The 15,650-nt window shown below is 34.4% G+C and carries 17 protein-coding genes; 4 read left to right on the top strand and 13 right to left on the bottom strand.

The window, feature by feature from the left end; all coding sequences use genetic code 11:
- Positions 1-6: 6 nt before the first annotated feature.
- The 12 genes from VBZ51_RS10325 to VBZ51_RS10270 all read right to left on the bottom strand — a co-directional run bounded on the left by VBZ51_RS10325 (position 7) and on the right by VBZ51_RS10270 (position 11,698).
- Positions 7-1,590 (bottom strand): sensor histidine kinase, encoded by a 1,584-nt coding sequence (locus VBZ51_RS10325; RefSeq protein WP_416576865.1) that lies wholly within the window; start codon positions 1,588-1,590, stop codon positions 7-9.
- An 83-nt stretch (positions 1,591-1,673) separates the two neighbouring features.
- The gene (gene coaE, locus VBZ51_RS10320) at positions 1,674-2,258 is read right to left on the bottom strand and encodes a dephospho-CoA kinase (protein WP_321827601.1); all 585 of its coding nucleotides are present in this window, start codon (positions 2,256-2,258) and stop codon (positions 1,674-1,676) included.
- Positions 2,255-3,220 carry a hypothetical protein gene (locus VBZ51_RS10315; RefSeq protein ID WP_416576864.1) on the bottom strand — a complete coding sequence of 322 codons (966 nt, stop codon included), beginning with the start codon at positions 3,218-3,220 and terminating at the stop codon, positions 2,255-2,257. Before VBZ51_RS10315 ends, coaE begins: the two co-directional genes overlap by 4 nt.
- Positions 3,220-4,227 carry a glycosyltransferase gene (locus VBZ51_RS10310; protein ID WP_416576863.1) on the bottom strand — a complete coding sequence of 336 codons (1,008 nt, stop codon included), beginning with the start codon at positions 4,225-4,227 and terminating at the stop codon, positions 3,220-3,222. Before VBZ51_RS10310 ends, VBZ51_RS10315 begins: the two co-directional genes overlap by 1 nt.
- Positions 4,228-4,282: 55 nt before the next feature.
- On the bottom strand, positions 4,283-5,089 hold the full coding sequence (locus VBZ51_RS10305) for an enoyl-ACP reductase FabI (RefSeq protein WP_058102959.1): 807 nt from the start codon (positions 5,087-5,089) through the stop codon (positions 4,283-4,285).
- An 83-nt stretch (positions 5,090-5,172) separates the two neighbouring features.
- Positions 5,173-6,825 carry a DNA repair protein RecN gene (gene recN / locus VBZ51_RS10300; RefSeq protein WP_416576862.1) on the bottom strand — a complete coding sequence of 551 codons (1,653 nt, stop codon included), beginning with the start codon at positions 6,823-6,825 and terminating at the stop codon, positions 5,173-5,175.
- A 55-nt stretch (positions 6,826-6,880) separates the two neighbouring features.
- Positions 6,881-7,774: a DUF4835 family protein gene (locus tag VBZ51_RS10295; RefSeq protein WP_074674806.1), complete on the bottom strand. Its 894-nt coding sequence runs from the start codon at positions 7,772-7,774 to the stop codon at positions 6,881-6,883.
- A complete protein-coding gene (gene coaBC, locus VBZ51_RS10290) occupies positions 7,767-8,972 on the bottom strand; it encodes a bifunctional phosphopantothenoylcysteine decarboxylase/phosphopantothenate--cysteine ligase CoaBC (protein ID WP_416576861.1) in 1,206 nt (401 codons plus the stop codon). Before coaBC ends, VBZ51_RS10295 begins: the two co-directional genes overlap by 8 nt.
- Before the next feature lie 5 nt (positions 8,973-8,977).
- Positions 8,978-9,304 (bottom strand): DNA-directed RNA polymerase subunit omega, encoded by a 327-nt coding sequence (locus tag VBZ51_RS10285; RefSeq protein WP_058104250.1) that lies wholly within the window; start codon positions 9,302-9,304, stop codon positions 8,978-8,980.
- Between the two features lie 17 nt (positions 9,305-9,321).
- Entirely contained in the window at positions 9,322-10,152 is an 831-nt protein-coding gene (locus VBZ51_RS10280) for an outer membrane protein assembly factor BamD (RefSeq protein WP_232231245.1), read from the bottom strand.
- A gap of 119 nt (positions 10,153-10,271) precedes the next feature.
- Positions 10,272-11,162, bottom strand: coding sequence for a 4-hydroxy-tetrahydrodipicolinate synthase (gene dapA, locus VBZ51_RS10275; protein WP_305521108.1), 891 nt, complete (start codon positions 11,160-11,162; stop codon positions 10,272-10,274).
- A gap of 2 nt (positions 11,163-11,164) precedes the next feature.
- Entirely contained in the window at positions 11,165-11,698 is a 534-nt protein-coding gene (locus tag VBZ51_RS10270) for a DUF6913 domain-containing protein (RefSeq protein ID WP_058102964.1), read from the bottom strand.
- A gap of 45 nt (positions 11,699-11,743) precedes the next feature.
- Between VBZ51_RS10270 and VBZ51_RS10265 the strand changes: the two genes are divergently transcribed.
- From VBZ51_RS10265 to VBZ51_RS10255, 3 genes are read left to right on the top strand one after another with little or no spacing between them, the layout of a single operon-like run.
- On the top strand, positions 11,744-12,529 hold the full coding sequence (locus tag VBZ51_RS10265; protein WP_416576860.1) for a 5'-nucleotidase C-terminal domain-containing protein: 786 nt from the start codon (positions 11,744-11,746) through the stop codon (positions 12,527-12,529).
- 1 nt (position 12,530) lies between these two features.
- A complete protein-coding gene (locus tag VBZ51_RS10260) occupies positions 12,531-13,436 on the top strand; it encodes a metallophosphatase (protein ID WP_416576859.1) in 906 nt (301 codons plus the stop codon).
- Positions 13,437-13,450: 14 nt separating this feature from the next.
- Complete coding sequence (locus VBZ51_RS10255; protein ID WP_416576858.1) at positions 13,451-13,900, top strand: GNAT family N-acetyltransferase; 450 nt, start codon at positions 13,451-13,453, stop codon at positions 13,898-13,900.
- Positions 13,901-14,075: 175 nt separating this feature from the next.
- Here VBZ51_RS10255 and VBZ51_RS10250 read toward each other — a convergent pair whose 3' ends face one another.
- Positions 14,076-14,720: a hypothetical protein gene (locus VBZ51_RS10250; protein WP_416576857.1), complete on the bottom strand. Its 645-nt coding sequence runs from the start codon at positions 14,718-14,720 to the stop codon at positions 14,076-14,078.
- Positions 14,721-14,949: 229 nt separating this feature from the next.
- On the opposite strand from VBZ51_RS10250, the gene VBZ51_RS10245 reads away from it, so the two are divergent.
- A complete protein-coding gene (locus tag VBZ51_RS10245; RefSeq protein ID WP_416576856.1) occupies positions 14,950-15,483 on the top strand; it encodes a hypothetical protein in 534 nt (177 codons plus the stop codon).
- The last annotated feature ends 167 nt before the right edge of the window (positions 15,484-15,650 follow it).

The raw sequence follows: 15,650 nt of genomic DNA, 5'->3' as shown, positions 1-15,650 counted from the left end.
ATTTTTTTATATTAACGGCAATTTGATGTAAAATGTACTTCCTTTTCCTTTTTCACTTTCGGCATAAACTTCGCCTTGGTGGTCTTCTACTATTTTCTTTACGTAAGCCAGTCCTAATCCGTGACCTTTAACGTTATGTATATCTCCAGTGTGTTCTCGATAGAATTTTTCAAATACTTTCTTGACTACACCTTTACTCATACCAGCTCCTTGATCTTGAACTTTAATTATGATATAGTTTTTAGCTCGTTCTGTGAACACATCTATTTTTGGTGCATCTTCAGAGTACTTAATGGCATTATCCAACATATTGACAATTACATTCGTAAAATGCATCTCATTCGCCAATACTTCTGAACGTTCCGCATCTAAATGAGTGTGAATATAACCGCCCCGATCATCTACGATCAATTCTACGTGGGTAATTGCATCTTCTATAATGTCGTGCACATTAACCCTATCCTTACTAATATCCAGCTGATTTTTTTCCAACTTAGATATTCTTAGAACGTTTTCTACTTGGGCATGCATACGTTTGTTCTCATCACGTATCATCTGCAAGTACCTTAAAACCTTTTCTTGATCAACAATTATCTTAGGATTCCTGATTGCCTCAACAGCTAAATTAATGGTCGCAATGGGAGTTTTGAACTCATGCGTCATGTTATTAATAAAATCAGTTTTAATTTCAGATATCTGTTTCTGACGGATCAACTGATATATTGCCCCTGCATAAGCTACCACAATAATAATGGTAAACAATAATGAAAGCATTGCCAGACCTAAAATAGACTGCACCAAGAAACGTTTTTTCTTAGGAAACGAAACTAACAAATCGAAATTTGAAACCCCTTCAAAATCTACGAACATAGGAGATTTATAGATATTTGCTTCGGCATATTTAAACTTAGATGACTTTACTTTGGTAGGTAAGCCATTACTGTACACACCATATTCAAAAGAGATATCTACACCTCTATTCTCAAGTTCACGCTGTAATAACAACTCTATCTCTTGTTTTGATACACGTTTATGAATTGGAACGCGTTTGGCATGAACCATAAACATTTCTTCCATTGCGGCCTTTTCCATTTTATTAAGACCTCCAATTTTCTCAATTCGTTGAATAGGATTTAAACGCGGTGTATTTCCTTCTAAATCAAAATCTTCTTTAAAAATAGAAGTAGTTCGTTTACTGGTATAATTTTTAATGATGGTAGTATCCGCACCATCACTACTATCAAAGAACGTAGACGAGATTCCGTAATCCTCTTCTAAAATACCGTGCTCATACAGTAAGATTTCGTTAGAATTGATATCTCGATCAATAAAGAAAAAATTTGTAAGCTGTGCCCCTTTTAGTTCACCACCTGCACTATCCTTCGCATGTAAATATCTATCGAAGTAATTTTTTGATTCTCTTTCCGTAATCTTATTGGTAACACTGTTCAACGCTTCTGAAACACTGCTTGAAAACTGTTCTTCACTACTATCAATGGATTTGCTTATCCAAAAACTTTGAACGAAAATCAGACCAATAAGTGAAAGGCTCATTAAAACTACTAAGAGCACAAATAACTTTTTGTTCATTGGGGGATAAAATTAAAGATTTAACAGTTAGACGATAGTACGTTTAACCTAACCTTAACAAAAATGTTAAAATTGCTAAATTACTAGCAATCAGTTATGATTGCAGCGTGTACTTGAAGGACAATTGACCTAGTTCTTTCTATGTCAATATTTTCTATAACGAAATCACTTAAGTTCAATTTCTCTTCATCGTCCATTTGATTGTTCATTCTGGCAATTACTTGTTCCCTTGTTCCATTATCCCTACTTACTACCCGTGAGATACGTTCTTCTTTTGGCGCGGTGACCAAAATAATACTATCGTATAAATGCCGCGCATTATTTTCGAACAACAAGGCCGTTTCTTGAATTACATAACAATACTCTTGCTCACCTGTCCATTTAAGAAAATCTTCTCTAACTACCGGATGCACAATAGCATTAAGCTGCGCTAACAAAGTGGTATCATTGAACACCTTTTTTGCGATATATGCTCTGTTTAACTTTTCTTCATGGTAAGATTCTTTACCCAAAAAAGCAATAATTTGATTTTTTATCTCCGCAGATGTATTCATTAATTTTTTTGCTCGCTCGTCTGAATTGTAAACGGGAACACCCAACTCTAAAAACATTTTGGACACAGTAGATTTACCACTGCCTATACCACCGGTTAGACCTACCACTTTCATTCTCTTCGCAAAATAAATTCTACCTCATTAACACTTAGAACAACATTATGCAATGTTTTAGGATATTGTACCAGTTGAATTGACAACCTATTACCGGTTTCTTTATTGGTTTTAGCGTAATCTGCCTCAACAACAAAATCCTCTTCTTCCAATTCTTTTAAATGATCTAGTGTACCTTGACAGCGTACTTCCACTACCTCTGGAAACGTACGCACTTGAACATTATCAGGTAGATTAATTACTTGTACAGGAACGGCTAACACCTTTTCAGAAAACTTCACCACTTTACCTGAGATTTGTACTTTGTGGTCAGAAAACGAAGTGCCATTCAAATTTTTTGGCAAGTTTAGATCCACGTCTTCAACAAAGGTACTATTTAAATTGTCTTTTATAACTTTCATTGACCTTACAACTCTTATGGAATCAATCTGGCTTTTTGGACCAGAAACTTGTATTGAATCTGGATCTACCTTAATGTCTCCTTCAAGTATATGGTTTGCAGAAAAATCTAGTTGCAATACCGCCTCAACCGGTATTTTCTTAGTCTCCAAAGAAGTAAAATCAAAATAAATGGCATCACTTTCAAAATCTACCAAAGCACTTGAATTACTCAATTGAGCTTCTAATTGTATTCTTATTTGATCAGAGGTGAGGTAATATCTATCATTGTTATACATTACCTTACTCACATCTAATTGAATGTGTTTAGGCTTTAATTCATAGCCTAAAAATTGAAATCCGACAGCTTTTAATCTTACAGCTATTTCATCTTTAGGGCTAGTTGCCAGTAAAAAATCATCTGGTATATTAATATATTCAACTTTAAAACTGGTGTTACTTGTATATGTTAAAGACAGTTTATTGATCAACCAAGCAAGTGAAGCACATAACAAGAATATTAGAAAGATTTTCACCTTTCTTTTTTTTAATCCTGTTTTGATCCATTCTAGCAAACGCTCCATTACTTCACTCTAAAAAATAATTTAGGAAAAATCTCCTCTGGTTCTTTATTAGAAAAATTAATATACAGGGTTGATTTTAAAAATCCGTATCCATATCCAAAAAATTGTATCGCAGTTGCCAATAATGCCAAAAACGAAACTTTTAAATTTCGTGTTTTCAAAAGCGCATCAATAAACAAAACCAAAAAGTATGTGCAATACATAAACCATAACACCTTAAAACCTAAAAACAACAAAATCAATGCTAATATAAATCCTAAACAAAAAACGGTTGGAAACCAATATGTAACCTTTTTTGTTTCCGGATGCCATTTGTTTAAAATGGGCCTAACCATTCCAAATTTGTTGACCTGAATATAAAACTTGTTCCAGTCTATTCTTCTTTTATGATACACAAAAGCTTCTGAAATCAATTTTGTTCTATAGCCTTTGTTCCAAATACGAATAGTAAGATCCGGATCTTCACCTGGGTGTATATTACCGTAACCACCAACATTTTCAAAGGCTTCTTTAGATATACCCATATTAAAACTTCTGGGTTGAAATTTGTCTACCGCCCTCTTACCTCCACGTATGCCGCCAGTAGTTAAAAATGAAGTCATGGCATAATTAATTGCCTTTTGTACCGTAGAAAATGATTCATGAGCAGCATCTGGACCTCCATAACAATGCACAAAATCATCCTTTAGACTTTTTTCCGCTTCTTTTAAATATTGTGGAGGTAATATACAATCAGAGTCCAACACAATAAAATAATTGCCCTTTGCCTTAACCATACCGTAATTACGGGAATCACCTGGACCAGAATTTGCTTTTTTATAATATGAAATGGACAAATAGTCTACGTACTCACCTATAACTTCTTCTGATGAAATAGTTGAACCATCTTCAACGATTACTACTTCAAAAGGTTGATCATAGGTCTGTAAACGTAGACTATCCAATAACTCTTTAATTTCATTGGGTCTATTGTATACAGGAATGATAAAAGAAAACGATAAGTTCATTATAACTCTCCTTTTATGAATAGGCTCCAATGAAATTGGAAAACTAAAATATTGATTAAAATTTCTCTATAACCTCTTGACTAACTCCTGTGTTAGAGAAACCACCATCATGAAACAAGTTCTGCATGGTCACTTTTCTTGTAAGATCTGAAAATAAGGTTATGGTATAATCAGCACAATCTTGAGCCGATGCATTACCTAACGGAGACATTTTTTCCGCATAACTAATGAATCCGTCAAAACCTTTTACCCCTTGTCCAGCAGTAGTGGCCGTAGGTGATTGTGAAATGGTATTTACACGAACTTTTTTCTCTTTACCAAAGAAGTATCCAAAACTACGAGCAACAGATTCTAAATACGCCTTATTATCTGCCATGTCATTGTAATCCGGAAAAGTTCTTTGAGCCGCCATATAAGTCAAGGCCACAATACTACCCCACTCATTCATAGCATCTGCTTTATATAACGATTGCATTACCTTATGAAATGATAATGCCGAAACATCCCAACCTTTTTGGGTAAAATCATATTTCTCATCTGTATACGCTCTTCCTTTACGTACATTTACAGACATACCAATAGAGTGTAATACAAAGTCAATTTTTCCTCCTAGAATCTCAACAGATTTAGCAACTAAATTATCTAAATCTTCAACACTAGTAGCATCTGCGGGAATAATTTCTGAACCGGTTTTCTTTGCCAACTCGTCTATTTGACCCATTCTCATGGCAATTGGGGCATTTGTCAAAACAAAAGTACCACCTTCATCATGTACAGTTTGTGCTGTTTTCCACGCAATAGAATTTTCATCCAATGCTCCAAAAATAATTCCCCTTTTTCCTTTTAATAAGTTATATCCCATGATGGTAAATTGTATAGTTTGATTTAATATTCAAAGATATCTAAAATATGTTAAAACAAAATTGAAGTGACCAGTAAAAACCCTTAATTTAAAAGTTGTTTTGCATGTGCCAATGCCGAATCTGACAAATCTTTACCACCTAGCATATGTGCTAGTTCCACAACTCTTTCCTCAGTGGTAAGCTCTTTTAAATTTGTCATGGTACGTTCAGCACCTTCAGTTTTAAAAACCTTAAAGTGATGATTTCCTTTAGATGCCACTTGAGGTAAATGGGTAATGGAAAATACTTGAAGGTCCGTACTCATATCTTTCATAATATCTGCCATTCTATTAGATATTTCGCCAGACACCCCAGTATCTATTTCATCGAACATAATGGTAGGCAACTTTTCATATTTGGCAAGCAATGCTTTTATAACCAGCATAATTCTTGATAGCTCACCGCCTGATGCTACTTTTTTTAATTCACCATAGTTACCACCTCTATTCGCGGTAAAAAGAAACGATAGTTCATCCATACCAGTTGCTAAGAAAGTGCTGGTATCGGTAAGACCTATTTGAAATGATGCGCTTGGCATGCCCAGTAAATTTAAATCTGATTCCAGCTTTTTCTTTAATTGTGGAATAACAGATTTTCGTTTTTCACGAATAACCAAAGCTTGTTTACCCAAAACAGATTCCATTTCTTGAATCTCTTTGGTCTTCAATGTAATTTTCTCGTCTAAATTAGCTGTTTCAAATACCTTATCCGCAAGTGCATTTTTAATCTCGATCAATTCTAATACATCACTTGCGTTGTGTTTTTTAAGAAGATCATATAGTTGCTGAAGCTTGCCGTTAACCTGCTCCAATTGATCTGGGTTTGCCTCTACACCGTCTTGCAAACGTTGCAATTCAGAATTTACATCATCCAATTCTATCAAAACCGATTGAACACGCTCGTACAAATCTTTATAATTAGCTCCAAAATCCACCAATTTAGAAAGTGATTGACGCATTTCCGTAACCAAAGGTAATACCCCTATTTGCTCATCATTGAACAATTGATCTCCTTTAGAAAGCTGTTCCATGATCAACTCAACATTGTTCAATTGCTCATACTCCTCTTCTAACAACTCAATAATACCTTCTTTTAATGGTGCTTTTTCAAGCTCCTCTAACATAAAGGTATTATAGTCTTGCTCCTTAATAGCCGTACTTTGCACTTCAATAAGATTTTGAAGTTCCTTTTGAGCCTTACGATAGATCTTTAAATCTTTTCTGTAATCGGTTAACCGTTTTTGATTATTAGCCAGAGCATCCACCAATTTTAACTGAAAATCATTTTCAGTAAGTTGCATGGTTTGATGTTGAGAATGAATATCTATTAAGTTTTCTCCCAATGTAGACAACACCCCCAAAGTAACCGGGGTATCGTTCACAAACGCCCTAGACTTTCCACTTGGTAAAATCTCACGTCTAATGACGGTACTATCCTCATAATCCAAATCATTTTCCTCAAAAAAACTTTGAAGACCGTAAGTATCAATTTTAAAAGTTCCTTCAATGATACATTTTTGATCTTTGACCCTTAGGGAACTTAAATCCGCTCGTTTGCCCAATACCAAGGACAAACCACCCAATAAAATTGATTTACCGGCACCTGTTTCACCTGTAATAACGGTAAAACCTTTATTAAAGTCCACTTCTAGACTGTCTATTAATGCGTAATTGGAAATGGTAAGGGTTGAAAGCACGCGTTAGAATTTTAGATACACAAAGGTAATCTATAATTCGGTTTTGTAAAACGGTTCAATATTTAATATCGTTCCAAGTAGTAGCGTACAATGGCGCTATTTTATTCAAGGTTTCCTTAAGCTTTACAATATCTACCTTTGGTCCGTCAGAAAAAATATTCTTTATCTCTTCAGATTTAGCATCAAAAAATGTAGAAATCAGAAATGCATTTGGTCGTCTATTGATCATCGTTTGGAACAAATTCATGGTCCCTGCAATGACCTGCTTGCCCGTACTATTATTATCGGGCAAAATATCCAATCCTTTTCTATGATAATTATACATGGCGATGCGATACTCCCTGTAGGTATTGGACAATAAATTATCTATCAACTCAAATCTACTTCGATTAGAATCGGCAGACTGACTCCATCCGGCAGAATTACTACCTTGAGCCTGAGTTACAATATTCTGTGCCCTTCTGTAGAAATCAGTACCTCCTTCCAAAGAAAAAGTATCGGCATCCAAGCCCAAAATCACATATGCGTAATATGCCATTACGCTGACCAAATTGGACTCGAACTGATTTTCGTTGAATATCAACGGTTGAAATTCAATATATTGAAAATTAAAAGCGTTATCCTTATAATTGAACACTGGTGTTGAATAGGAAGTATTATAAACAGGTCTTGACGACTGTATTTGAATATTACCGCTAAATACATTAGACTCATAAGAAGTAATGGTAATGAACATTTGTGCATTTACACGCTCATTTTCTTTGTAGACACGGTTGGTCCATTTTGATTTATTGATAAAATCGTTCAATGAACGCTCCAACGTTTTAAAAACCTGAAGATCTCCTTGAGTCAATTGATCCGAATTAACCGTAACAACACAGTTTAATTCTTGTGCAATGGAAACAAAACAAAAAAGGTTGAAAAAAAATAAAAATACCGCTTTACGCATACCGTCTTTTAATAATTTCATTGAAGATATCCACGGCAACTTCTGCCTTGGTCTTTAGTTCAAACGTAGTAATGTTCGAATTGGTATCTATAAATGAAATTTTATTGGTATTACCTCCAAAGCCTGCACCTTTGTCCCTCATTGAGTTAAGCACAATGGCATCTAGATTTTTACGTTTTAATTTCCCCTTGGCATTTTCTACCTCATTCTCGGTTTCCAAGGCAAAGCCTACTAAAAATTGATGCGTTTTATGATCACCGAAAGTTTTTAAGATATCCTTATTCTTCACTAGTTCAATAGTGAGGTTTTCTTCGGATTTTTTAATTTTTTGTTCCGCAACGGTTTTAGGTCTATAATCCGCAACTGCTGCAGCACATATAACAATATCCGCAGTATCATAGTACATTTGAGCACTGTGATACATGTCATCTGCAGAAACTACATCAACAACATGTATATTATCATGAGAAACGGATAACCTTGTAGGTCCCGTAACCAAATACACTTCGGCACCCAAATTAGCCGCTGTTTTAGCAAGCTCAAAACCCATTAGACCGGAAGAGTGATTTCCAATAAAACGAACGGGGTCTATAGCCTCATAAGTTGGTCCTGCCGTTATTAAAACTTTCTTACCTGTTAAGGGTAAACCTTTGGACAATTGATTTTTTATAAAATCAACGATTTCTTCTGGTTCCGCCATTCTTCCTTCACCATGCAAACCACTGGCCAATTCACCACTTGTTGCCGGTATTACCAAATTGCCGAAGGATGCAAGTTGCCGTAAAGATTTTTTTGTACTTGGATGCTTGTACATATCCAGATCCATTGCAGGTGCAATATAAACCGGACATTTAGCTGACAAGTATGTAGCCATTAACACATTGTCGCAATTTCCATTTGCCATTTTAGACATGGTATTGGCAGTTGCAGGTGCAATGACCATTAAGTCTGCCCACAAACCCAATGCTACATGATTGTTCCAGTCTACCGTATTTTCATCGGTCTTTACAAAATCTAGAACAACTGGGTTTTTAGCCAAAGTGGCCAAGGTAAGTGGAGAAACAAAAGAACTGGCACTATCAGTAAGGATAACCTTAACGTTAGCACCAGCTTTTATAAATAAACGAACTAAGAATGTTGTCTTATAAGCAGCAATGCCTCCAGTGATTCCTAAAAGAACATTTTTGCCGTTCAACATATTTCTTAAGCGTCTTTTTCTGTATTTCTGTGGTAAATTTTATCCATTAACCACTCTTCTACCGCCATAGCGTGTGGCTTAGGTAATTTCTCGTAAAATTTAGAAACCTCTATTTGCTCTTTATTCTCAAAAACCTCTTCTAGACTATCGCTGTAAGTAGCAAACTCCTCTAACTTTTCTAAAAGCTCTTTTTTAATTTCAGAGTTGATCTGAATAGCACGTTTTGCAGTAATTGAAATAGCCTCATAGATATTTTCCGTAGGCTGATCAAACTCATTACGATTAATAGTTACCGTAGATACTGATGCTTTAGAGTTTTTTAAATCGTTCATATTCATAATTACATTATTTATTTTGACCCAACTACCTGCGCTTGTTGCATGCGTTGTAATTCTTTATCAATCTTTTCAATTAAATCCGTAGCCTCTTTATCAAATTTTGATTCAGGAAACTGTTTCATCAAAGCTGCATGTGCCGCTTTTGCGTTCTTTAGTCGTTCTTCCTTCAACTGTTCAAAACTATTGACCGCCATATGCGTTAAAGCCTCTACCTTTACGAACATGGCCTCTTCCCTAAAAGGAGAACCCGGATTGTCCGCTACAAAGTTATCGCTTGCCGCAACTGCAGATTTCAGCATATCGTAATTGAACTCGCCTAGTTTATTATATTGCTTTAAAATTTCAAAAGCCTTTTGCTCTTTCTTCGTAGTCAATTCCTGCGCCATCGCATTTGCTTCTGCAAAATATTCCGACTCAGCATAGGTATTGATGAAGTTTTGCAATTTCAACAAGGCTTTATCGGTATCTGTTTGATCCAACGAATATTCCGGAGATAGTTTGTAATAACTTTTGGCGCCTAAAAAAGTAGCCTCTACCGCCTTATCACTTTTTGGATATGACTTTACAAAACGCTCAAACTGGTAGCCAGCCATATTATAATCTCCACGCTGAAAATAGCTGTTGGACAAAAAGAACATAACACGTTCCCCCTGCGGCTTACCTACGTATTTAGGGGCAATTTGTTCAAGCAATCTATTTGCTCTTCTAAAATCTCCTTCTTCGTAGAATGTTTCTGCCATATCATATTTGGCTTTTACATCATCATGCTTAAGCACCTTTTGGTACTCGCTACAAGATTGTAAAGCAATGGCAATCAATACTATTGGAAAAACTCTCCTCATTTTAAAAAACATTTTGCAAAATTAGTGATTATCAATGGATTTAAAAAACAAAATAATCCAATAAAAATACAGGCTTTAAACCACAAGAATGCCCTACTCAATGAAGATTTAACGAATATTTATGCAGGTATACGTATCATAGATTCCATAAACGAAACAATTCTATGCTTTAAAGCATCCGATGCAACAATTAAAGGCAGTCTCACAAAGGGGTTAGCTAAACCTAGATATTCAAAAATCACCTTAATACCTGCCGGATTGCCTTCTTCAAAGATCAACTTCATACCTTCTTGCATTTTATAATGGTAGCTATAAGCTACTTCGGTATTTCCATTTAAGCCCTCGTGAACCATTTTAGAAAATTCTTCTGGCAGTCCCTGACCAATAACCGAAATTACACCATCGCCTCCAGCAACAATTGTAGGCAATGCAGTAATATCATCACCTGAAAGTACTAAAAAGCCTTCTGGTCTTTTTGAAATCAATTCTTGCACTTGAGTCATATCTCCACAAGCTTCTTTAACCGCAACAATGTTATCAAATTTCTTTGCTAAACGAACAACGGTTTCCGGCAACATATTACTTCCGGTTCTACCTGGTACGTTGTATAAAATTATAGGTAATGGAGATGCTTGTGAAAGTGCAGCAAAGTGTTGATAAATTCCTTCTTGGGTTGGGCGGTTATAATAAGGAGAAACAGAAAGTATGGCATCATATGCGGACAAATCTGCAGATTGTAATTCTTCTACCAAGGCAGCGGTATTATTACCACCAATACCTATCACCAATGGTAATGTACCTGCATTTGCTTCTTCTACCGTACGCATTACCAATAGTTTTTCCGCTTTTGATAACGTTACTGACTCGGCCGTTGTACCTAACACTACTAAATAATCTATGTTACCTTCAATATTGAAGGCTACAACTTTTCTAAGAGCCTCAACATCTACAGATCCATCTTCCTTAAATGGCGTTATTAACGCTACCCCTGCTCCTCTTAATTCTTTCATAACTAAATCTCCTTAAAAATGCCCAAGTACTTTTTCAATTCTTTTTTAAATATCTGAAAGTCCTTTAACGGCGTATCTAACATTAAATCATTATAAGTAGGCCCAACTTCTTTAAAACCTACCTTTAAACGAGCCTTGGTCTTTACTGACATTAAATTTAACAGTAAGCTGTCCTCATTATAATAATTCACCAATAAGTCATATTCACGTCCTAAAAATTCAAGGGCATAACTGTTCTCTATATCGCCGTTCCATCCAAGATCTTTATCTGAAAAAACTGGAGTGGCATATGGCGAGTTTTTATCATAAAAACGTTTATAACCAATAATTTTCACCGCATTTGGATGCAATGATAACTCTTCTTGAAACTGAAAAAACACTTCAGATTTCTCAAACTTATCTAGATCCACAATACAACCTACAGAACGTATTCCTTTACTCTCACGCGTTACAGCAATTGGTGTTGCCACCAACTGTTTTAATATTTTACGGCCAGATTTCCGTTTAAACTTGTCCTTAATTCCTTTTAAAAACATGTATTTTTACATTTAGACAAATGTAAATAATATCCCTGCAACTATATGGCGAAGTTAAAACACTTTGATATTTTAAATATAAAACATTATGTTATATTTATAACATTTATAGTTTTAGCGTCTTGCAAAAATGCTCCGGAACACCTTACCGAACTGACTGGCAAGCAAATAGCAATTGATAGCAGTTTTACCACTGTTGACAGTATTCAAAAATTTATTCAACCTTTTCATGATCGTGTAGAAAGTATTTTAGATAGTACGTTGGCCTATGCTCCGTTCGTTATATCTAAAACCGATGGAAAATTCAACACTACAGCAGGTAATTTAATGGCGGATATTGTTCTAAGTGAAACCAATCCTATATTCAAGAAACGAACTGGCCACAATATAGATATGGTTTTATTGAACCATGGCGGTATACGCTCTATTATCTCCAAAGGCAACGTTACTTCCAGAACCGCTTACGAGGTAATGCCTTTTGAAAATTCCGTTGTCGTCGTAGAATTAAAAGGTGAATCGTTAATGAAAATGGTAGACTACCTTATACATTCTAAACGAGCGCACCCCATTGCAGGCGCGCAGCTTATATTGAATAAAAATAACACAGTCAAAGCCTTTACTGTGGACGGTAAACTTATTGACAAAAATAAATCCTACTATGTGGCTACATCAGATTATTTGGTAACTGGTGGCGACAATATGGGATTTTTCAAAGATGCCATTTCAAAAACGGAAACCGATTACAAAATAAGAAATGCCATGATAGATTTCTTTTCCAAAGTGGATACCCTAGCCCCAAAAGTAGATTTAAGATATTATCAATTACAGTAAAATGGAAAGAAGAAAATTTATAAAAAATACGGCTGCAACCTCTGGTTTATTGACTTTGGGCGGACTTAGCTTAAATTCTTGCAGCGTTGCCACAAAAAAACACATTACCATTTTACACACCAATGACGTACACAGTCACGTAGACGCTTTCCCCAACGATCATGCAGATTTTCCAGGCTTAGGCGGTTTGGCGCGTAGAGCTGGTTTGGTAGATAGTATCAGAAAAGAGAATCCGAATACTTTTCTTTTTGATGCCGGTGATATTTTTCAAGGTACTCCATACTTCAACTTTTATGGCGGTGAGTTAGAATTTAAACTAATGAGCATGCTCAATTATGACGCAACTACCATTGGAAACCATGATTTTGATAATGGTATTGACGGTCTATTGGCTCAAATGCCATATGCCAAGTTTAATTTTATCAGTGCCAATTACGATTTTTCCAATACCGTTTTAGACGGATTAACACAGCCTTATAAAGTTTATGAAAAAGACGGAATTAAGGTAGGTGTTTACGGATTAGGAATTAAATTGGTCGGATTGGTAACCAAACAACTTTACAAAGAGACCGTATTTCTTGACCCTTATGAACTTGCGATAGATATGGAAACTAAACTTAAAGAAGAAGAAAAGTGCGATTTGGTCATATGCCTTTCTCATTTAGGGTATGAGTATAAAAGTCAAAAACCAGATGATTTAAAGCTCGCTAAAAAAACGAAATATACAGATTTGATTATTGGTGGGCACACTCACACCTTTCTAGATCAACCTACTGTAGTTAGCAATGCCGTAGAGCGTGATATTCTTGTAAATCAAGTTGGGTGTTTTGGAGTAAATCTAGGTAGAATTGATTTTTATTTTGACAATAGCACGGTTAATGCGGATGGATATTCCATTAAAGTCTAAAAAAGAGACCTCTTATGCTTTACTATAAACGTTGTTCTAGTGATAATAAAAACTTTAAAGAATTAGTTGCTTTGCTCGATGCTGATTTGGCATTACGTGATGGTGATGAAAATGCTTTCTACGCACAATTCAACGGTATTGATGCGTTGAAAAACTGTGTTGTTTTTTATTCGGACAAAACACTTGTGGCCTGTGGCGCATTCAAAGAATTTAATGAAGACTCGGTCGAGATTAAGCGAATGTTTGTTCAACCAGATTTTCGAGGAAAAGGCATTGCCTCAAAAGCACTAAAAGTACTAGAAGAGTGGGCAAAAGAATTAAATTACTCCTACGCTGTTTTGGAAACCGGATTACGCCAACCGGAAGCTATTGCTCTTTATAAGAAGAATAATTATACAGTGATTGATAACTATCCTCCGTACGAACATATGTCCAATAGTATTTGTTTTAGGAAGGTGTTGTAGATTTTCAGGTTAGGTTATCTACCAACACCTTAATTCACTGGGAAGCGAAGTTATTAAGTCTAAAATCTATTTTAAAATTTAAGTTCAATTAAACGGTAATATAATGAAGTATAGTTTTGGAGATGTTTAATAATATTATATTGATAAAGATGAATTGTTTATTCAAAAAAACAACCTATTCTACTTTGCTCAAAATAATTTCTCCCTTGTGATATGGAATACCGTAAATAATCATTGAGGAATTTTTTAATTCTATGATAGGAAATGCATAACGTATAATACCTTGTTGATAAAAACATAAAAAAGAAGTACCAGCGAAACTATTAATGGAAACCATATCTGAAACAAGTGGAGGATAATAAATTAGTATTGGGTCCTTAATACTTCTTTTTTCTCCTAGTGTAAATGATAAATTCTCTTTTTCTAATTGAACTGTATAGGAGAAACCCTCAAAATCACCATTCACATTAGAACCGAGTTTTGTCGGTAATAGTCGATGGAATATTGCTGGGTCATCGTCTATTTTATTCTGATAATAAGGTCTTAACTCTAAAATATTATGTCCTAAAAATCTATAATCAACATTTATTGTATCTAATAGGGTTATTGTATTTTCAGAAATTTTAATTTTTGTTTTTTCTTCTAATTGATTGAAATTATATGAAAATAAACTATCATTTTTAATTTCAATTATATTTACGTGTTTACTTCTTAAACTATTAGGAATTTCAAATTCAATCCATTTACCATTGATATCTTGAGCATTCAATGAAATAAATATAAAAATTGAAGTAAGAAAAATCCAAATCTTAGATTTCATATTGTTTTAATTTATTTATAAGATAGTCCTCATTTCCCAAAATTAATGCGTTTGCAATATGCACAGGTATGTTTTTTTTGCAAAATGCTTGCTCTATCTTATATTTAATTGATTAATTATTAAATGCAGTTTTATATTTTCTATTTCAATTTGTTGAATAATATTACTTATTGAAAATTGTAACTTTCAAGATATCAGTTTTTAATTATGTTAAATCATAAACCTAATCATGACTAGAAAAACAATATTAATCTTAGCTTTTTTTCTTTCTCTATATTCTTCTGGACAGCAAACAAATTTATTAAAGCTTGACGGTTTTAAGTCTATTAAAATTGGAACTAAAAAGAAAAAATTTGATAATTTAAAACAAACAAATGATGCTCCGGAAGGATATTTAAGTTTTGAATACCATCCTAAGGATATTAATTTATACAAGGTATTTGATACAAAGTATGACCGTATTCTTCTCTATTTCGACGACACTACAGAAAGACTAAAAACCATAGTAATTTCATCAACTTTTACAGGAGACAATTCTTATCAAACAGCCTTAAATAAATCTTCGTTGACAATTGGAGAATTTGACAAAAATATTGGTCCTCCTTATGAAATAATCGAAGTAAAAGATGCCTCTAACAAATCTGGTTTTTCTTGGTATGGGAACAATATTTATATCGATGTATTTGTAATGTCCAATGGTGAAAAAAGTAAACGTACAGAAGCTGTAGTTGAAATTGGAAAAGATGTTGAATTGAAGTATTAATTCAAAACCTACGAATACCCTAAATCTAAATTATCAAAAAATGAACCCTTAAAAAGTAAGTTCAATAATTAAACCTGCCAAATAAAATCATATTCGCATTTCTTGTTCTCGCCCCCTTTATTTACCTGTAATTAAATGATATTCAGATAATTAATTTTTACCTTAGA

Origin of the sequence: Maribacter sp. HS (genome assembly GCF_048059195.1) — a bacterium.
Classification (GTDB): Bacteria; Bacteroidota; Bacteroidia; order Flavobacteriales; family Flavobacteriaceae; genus Maribacter; species Maribacter dokdonensis.
The sequence above is the reverse complement of the archived record's forward strand: the minus strand, read 5'-3'. Positions and strand labels throughout refer to the sequence as shown.

Bases quoted from the DNA above. Each gene is read 5' to 3' on its own strand.
- VBZ51_RS10325 (WP_416576865.1), bottom strand. From the start codon at position 1,590: ATGAACAAAAAGTTATTTGTGCTCTTAGTAGTTTTAATGAGCCTTTCA.
- coaE (WP_321827601.1), bottom strand. From the start codon at position 2,258: ATGAAAGTGGTAGGTCTAACCGGTGGTATAGGCAGTGGTAAATCTACT.
- VBZ51_RS10315 (WP_416576864.1), bottom strand. From the start codon at position 3,220: ATGGAGCGTTTGCTAGAATGGATCAAAACAGGATTAAAAAAAAGAAAG.
- VBZ51_RS10310 (WP_416576863.1), bottom strand. From the start codon at position 4,227: ATGAACTTATCGTTTTCTTTTATCATTCCTGTATACAATAGACCCAAT.
- VBZ51_RS10305 (WP_058102959.1), bottom strand. From the start codon at position 5,089: ATGGGATATAACTTATTAAAAGGAAAAAGGGGAATTATTTTTGGAGCA.
- VBZ51_RS10295 (WP_074674806.1), bottom strand. From the start codon at position 7,774: ATGCGTAAAGCGGTATTTTTATTTTTTTTCAACCTTTTTTGTTTTGTT.
- coaBC (WP_416576861.1), bottom strand. From the start codon at position 8,972: ATGTTGAACGGCAAAAATGTTCTTTTAGGAATCACTGGAGGCATTGCT.
- VBZ51_RS10285 (WP_058104250.1), bottom strand. From the start codon at position 9,304: ATGAACGATTTAAAAAACTCTAAAGCATCAGTATCTACGGTAACTATT.
- VBZ51_RS10280 (WP_232231245.1), bottom strand. From the start codon at position 10,152: ATGAGGAGAGTTTTTCCAATAGTATTGATTGCCATTGCTTTACAATCT.
- dapA (WP_305521108.1), bottom strand. From the start codon at position 11,162: ATGAAAGAATTAAGAGGAGCAGGGGTAGCGTTAATAACGCCATTTAAG.
- VBZ51_RS10270 (WP_058102964.1), bottom strand. From the start codon at position 11,698: ATGTTTTTAAAAGGAATTAAGGACAAGTTTAAACGGAAATCTGGCCGT.
- VBZ51_RS10265 (WP_416576860.1), top strand. From the start codon at position 11,744: ATGGCGAAGTTAAAACACTTTGATATTTTAAATATAAAACATTATGTT.
- VBZ51_RS10260 (WP_416576859.1), top strand. From the start codon at position 12,531: ATGGAAAGAAGAAAATTTATAAAAAATACGGCTGCAACCTCTGGTTTA.
- VBZ51_RS10255 (WP_416576858.1), top strand. From the start codon at position 13,451: ATGCTTTACTATAAACGTTGTTCTAGTGATAATAAAAACTTTAAAGAA.
- VBZ51_RS10250 (WP_416576857.1), bottom strand. From the start codon at position 14,720: ATGAAATCTAAGATTTGGATTTTTCTTACTTCAATTTTTATATTTATT.
- VBZ51_RS10245 (WP_416576856.1), top strand. From the start codon at position 14,950: ATGACTAGAAAAACAATATTAATCTTAGCTTTTTTTCTTTCTCTATAT.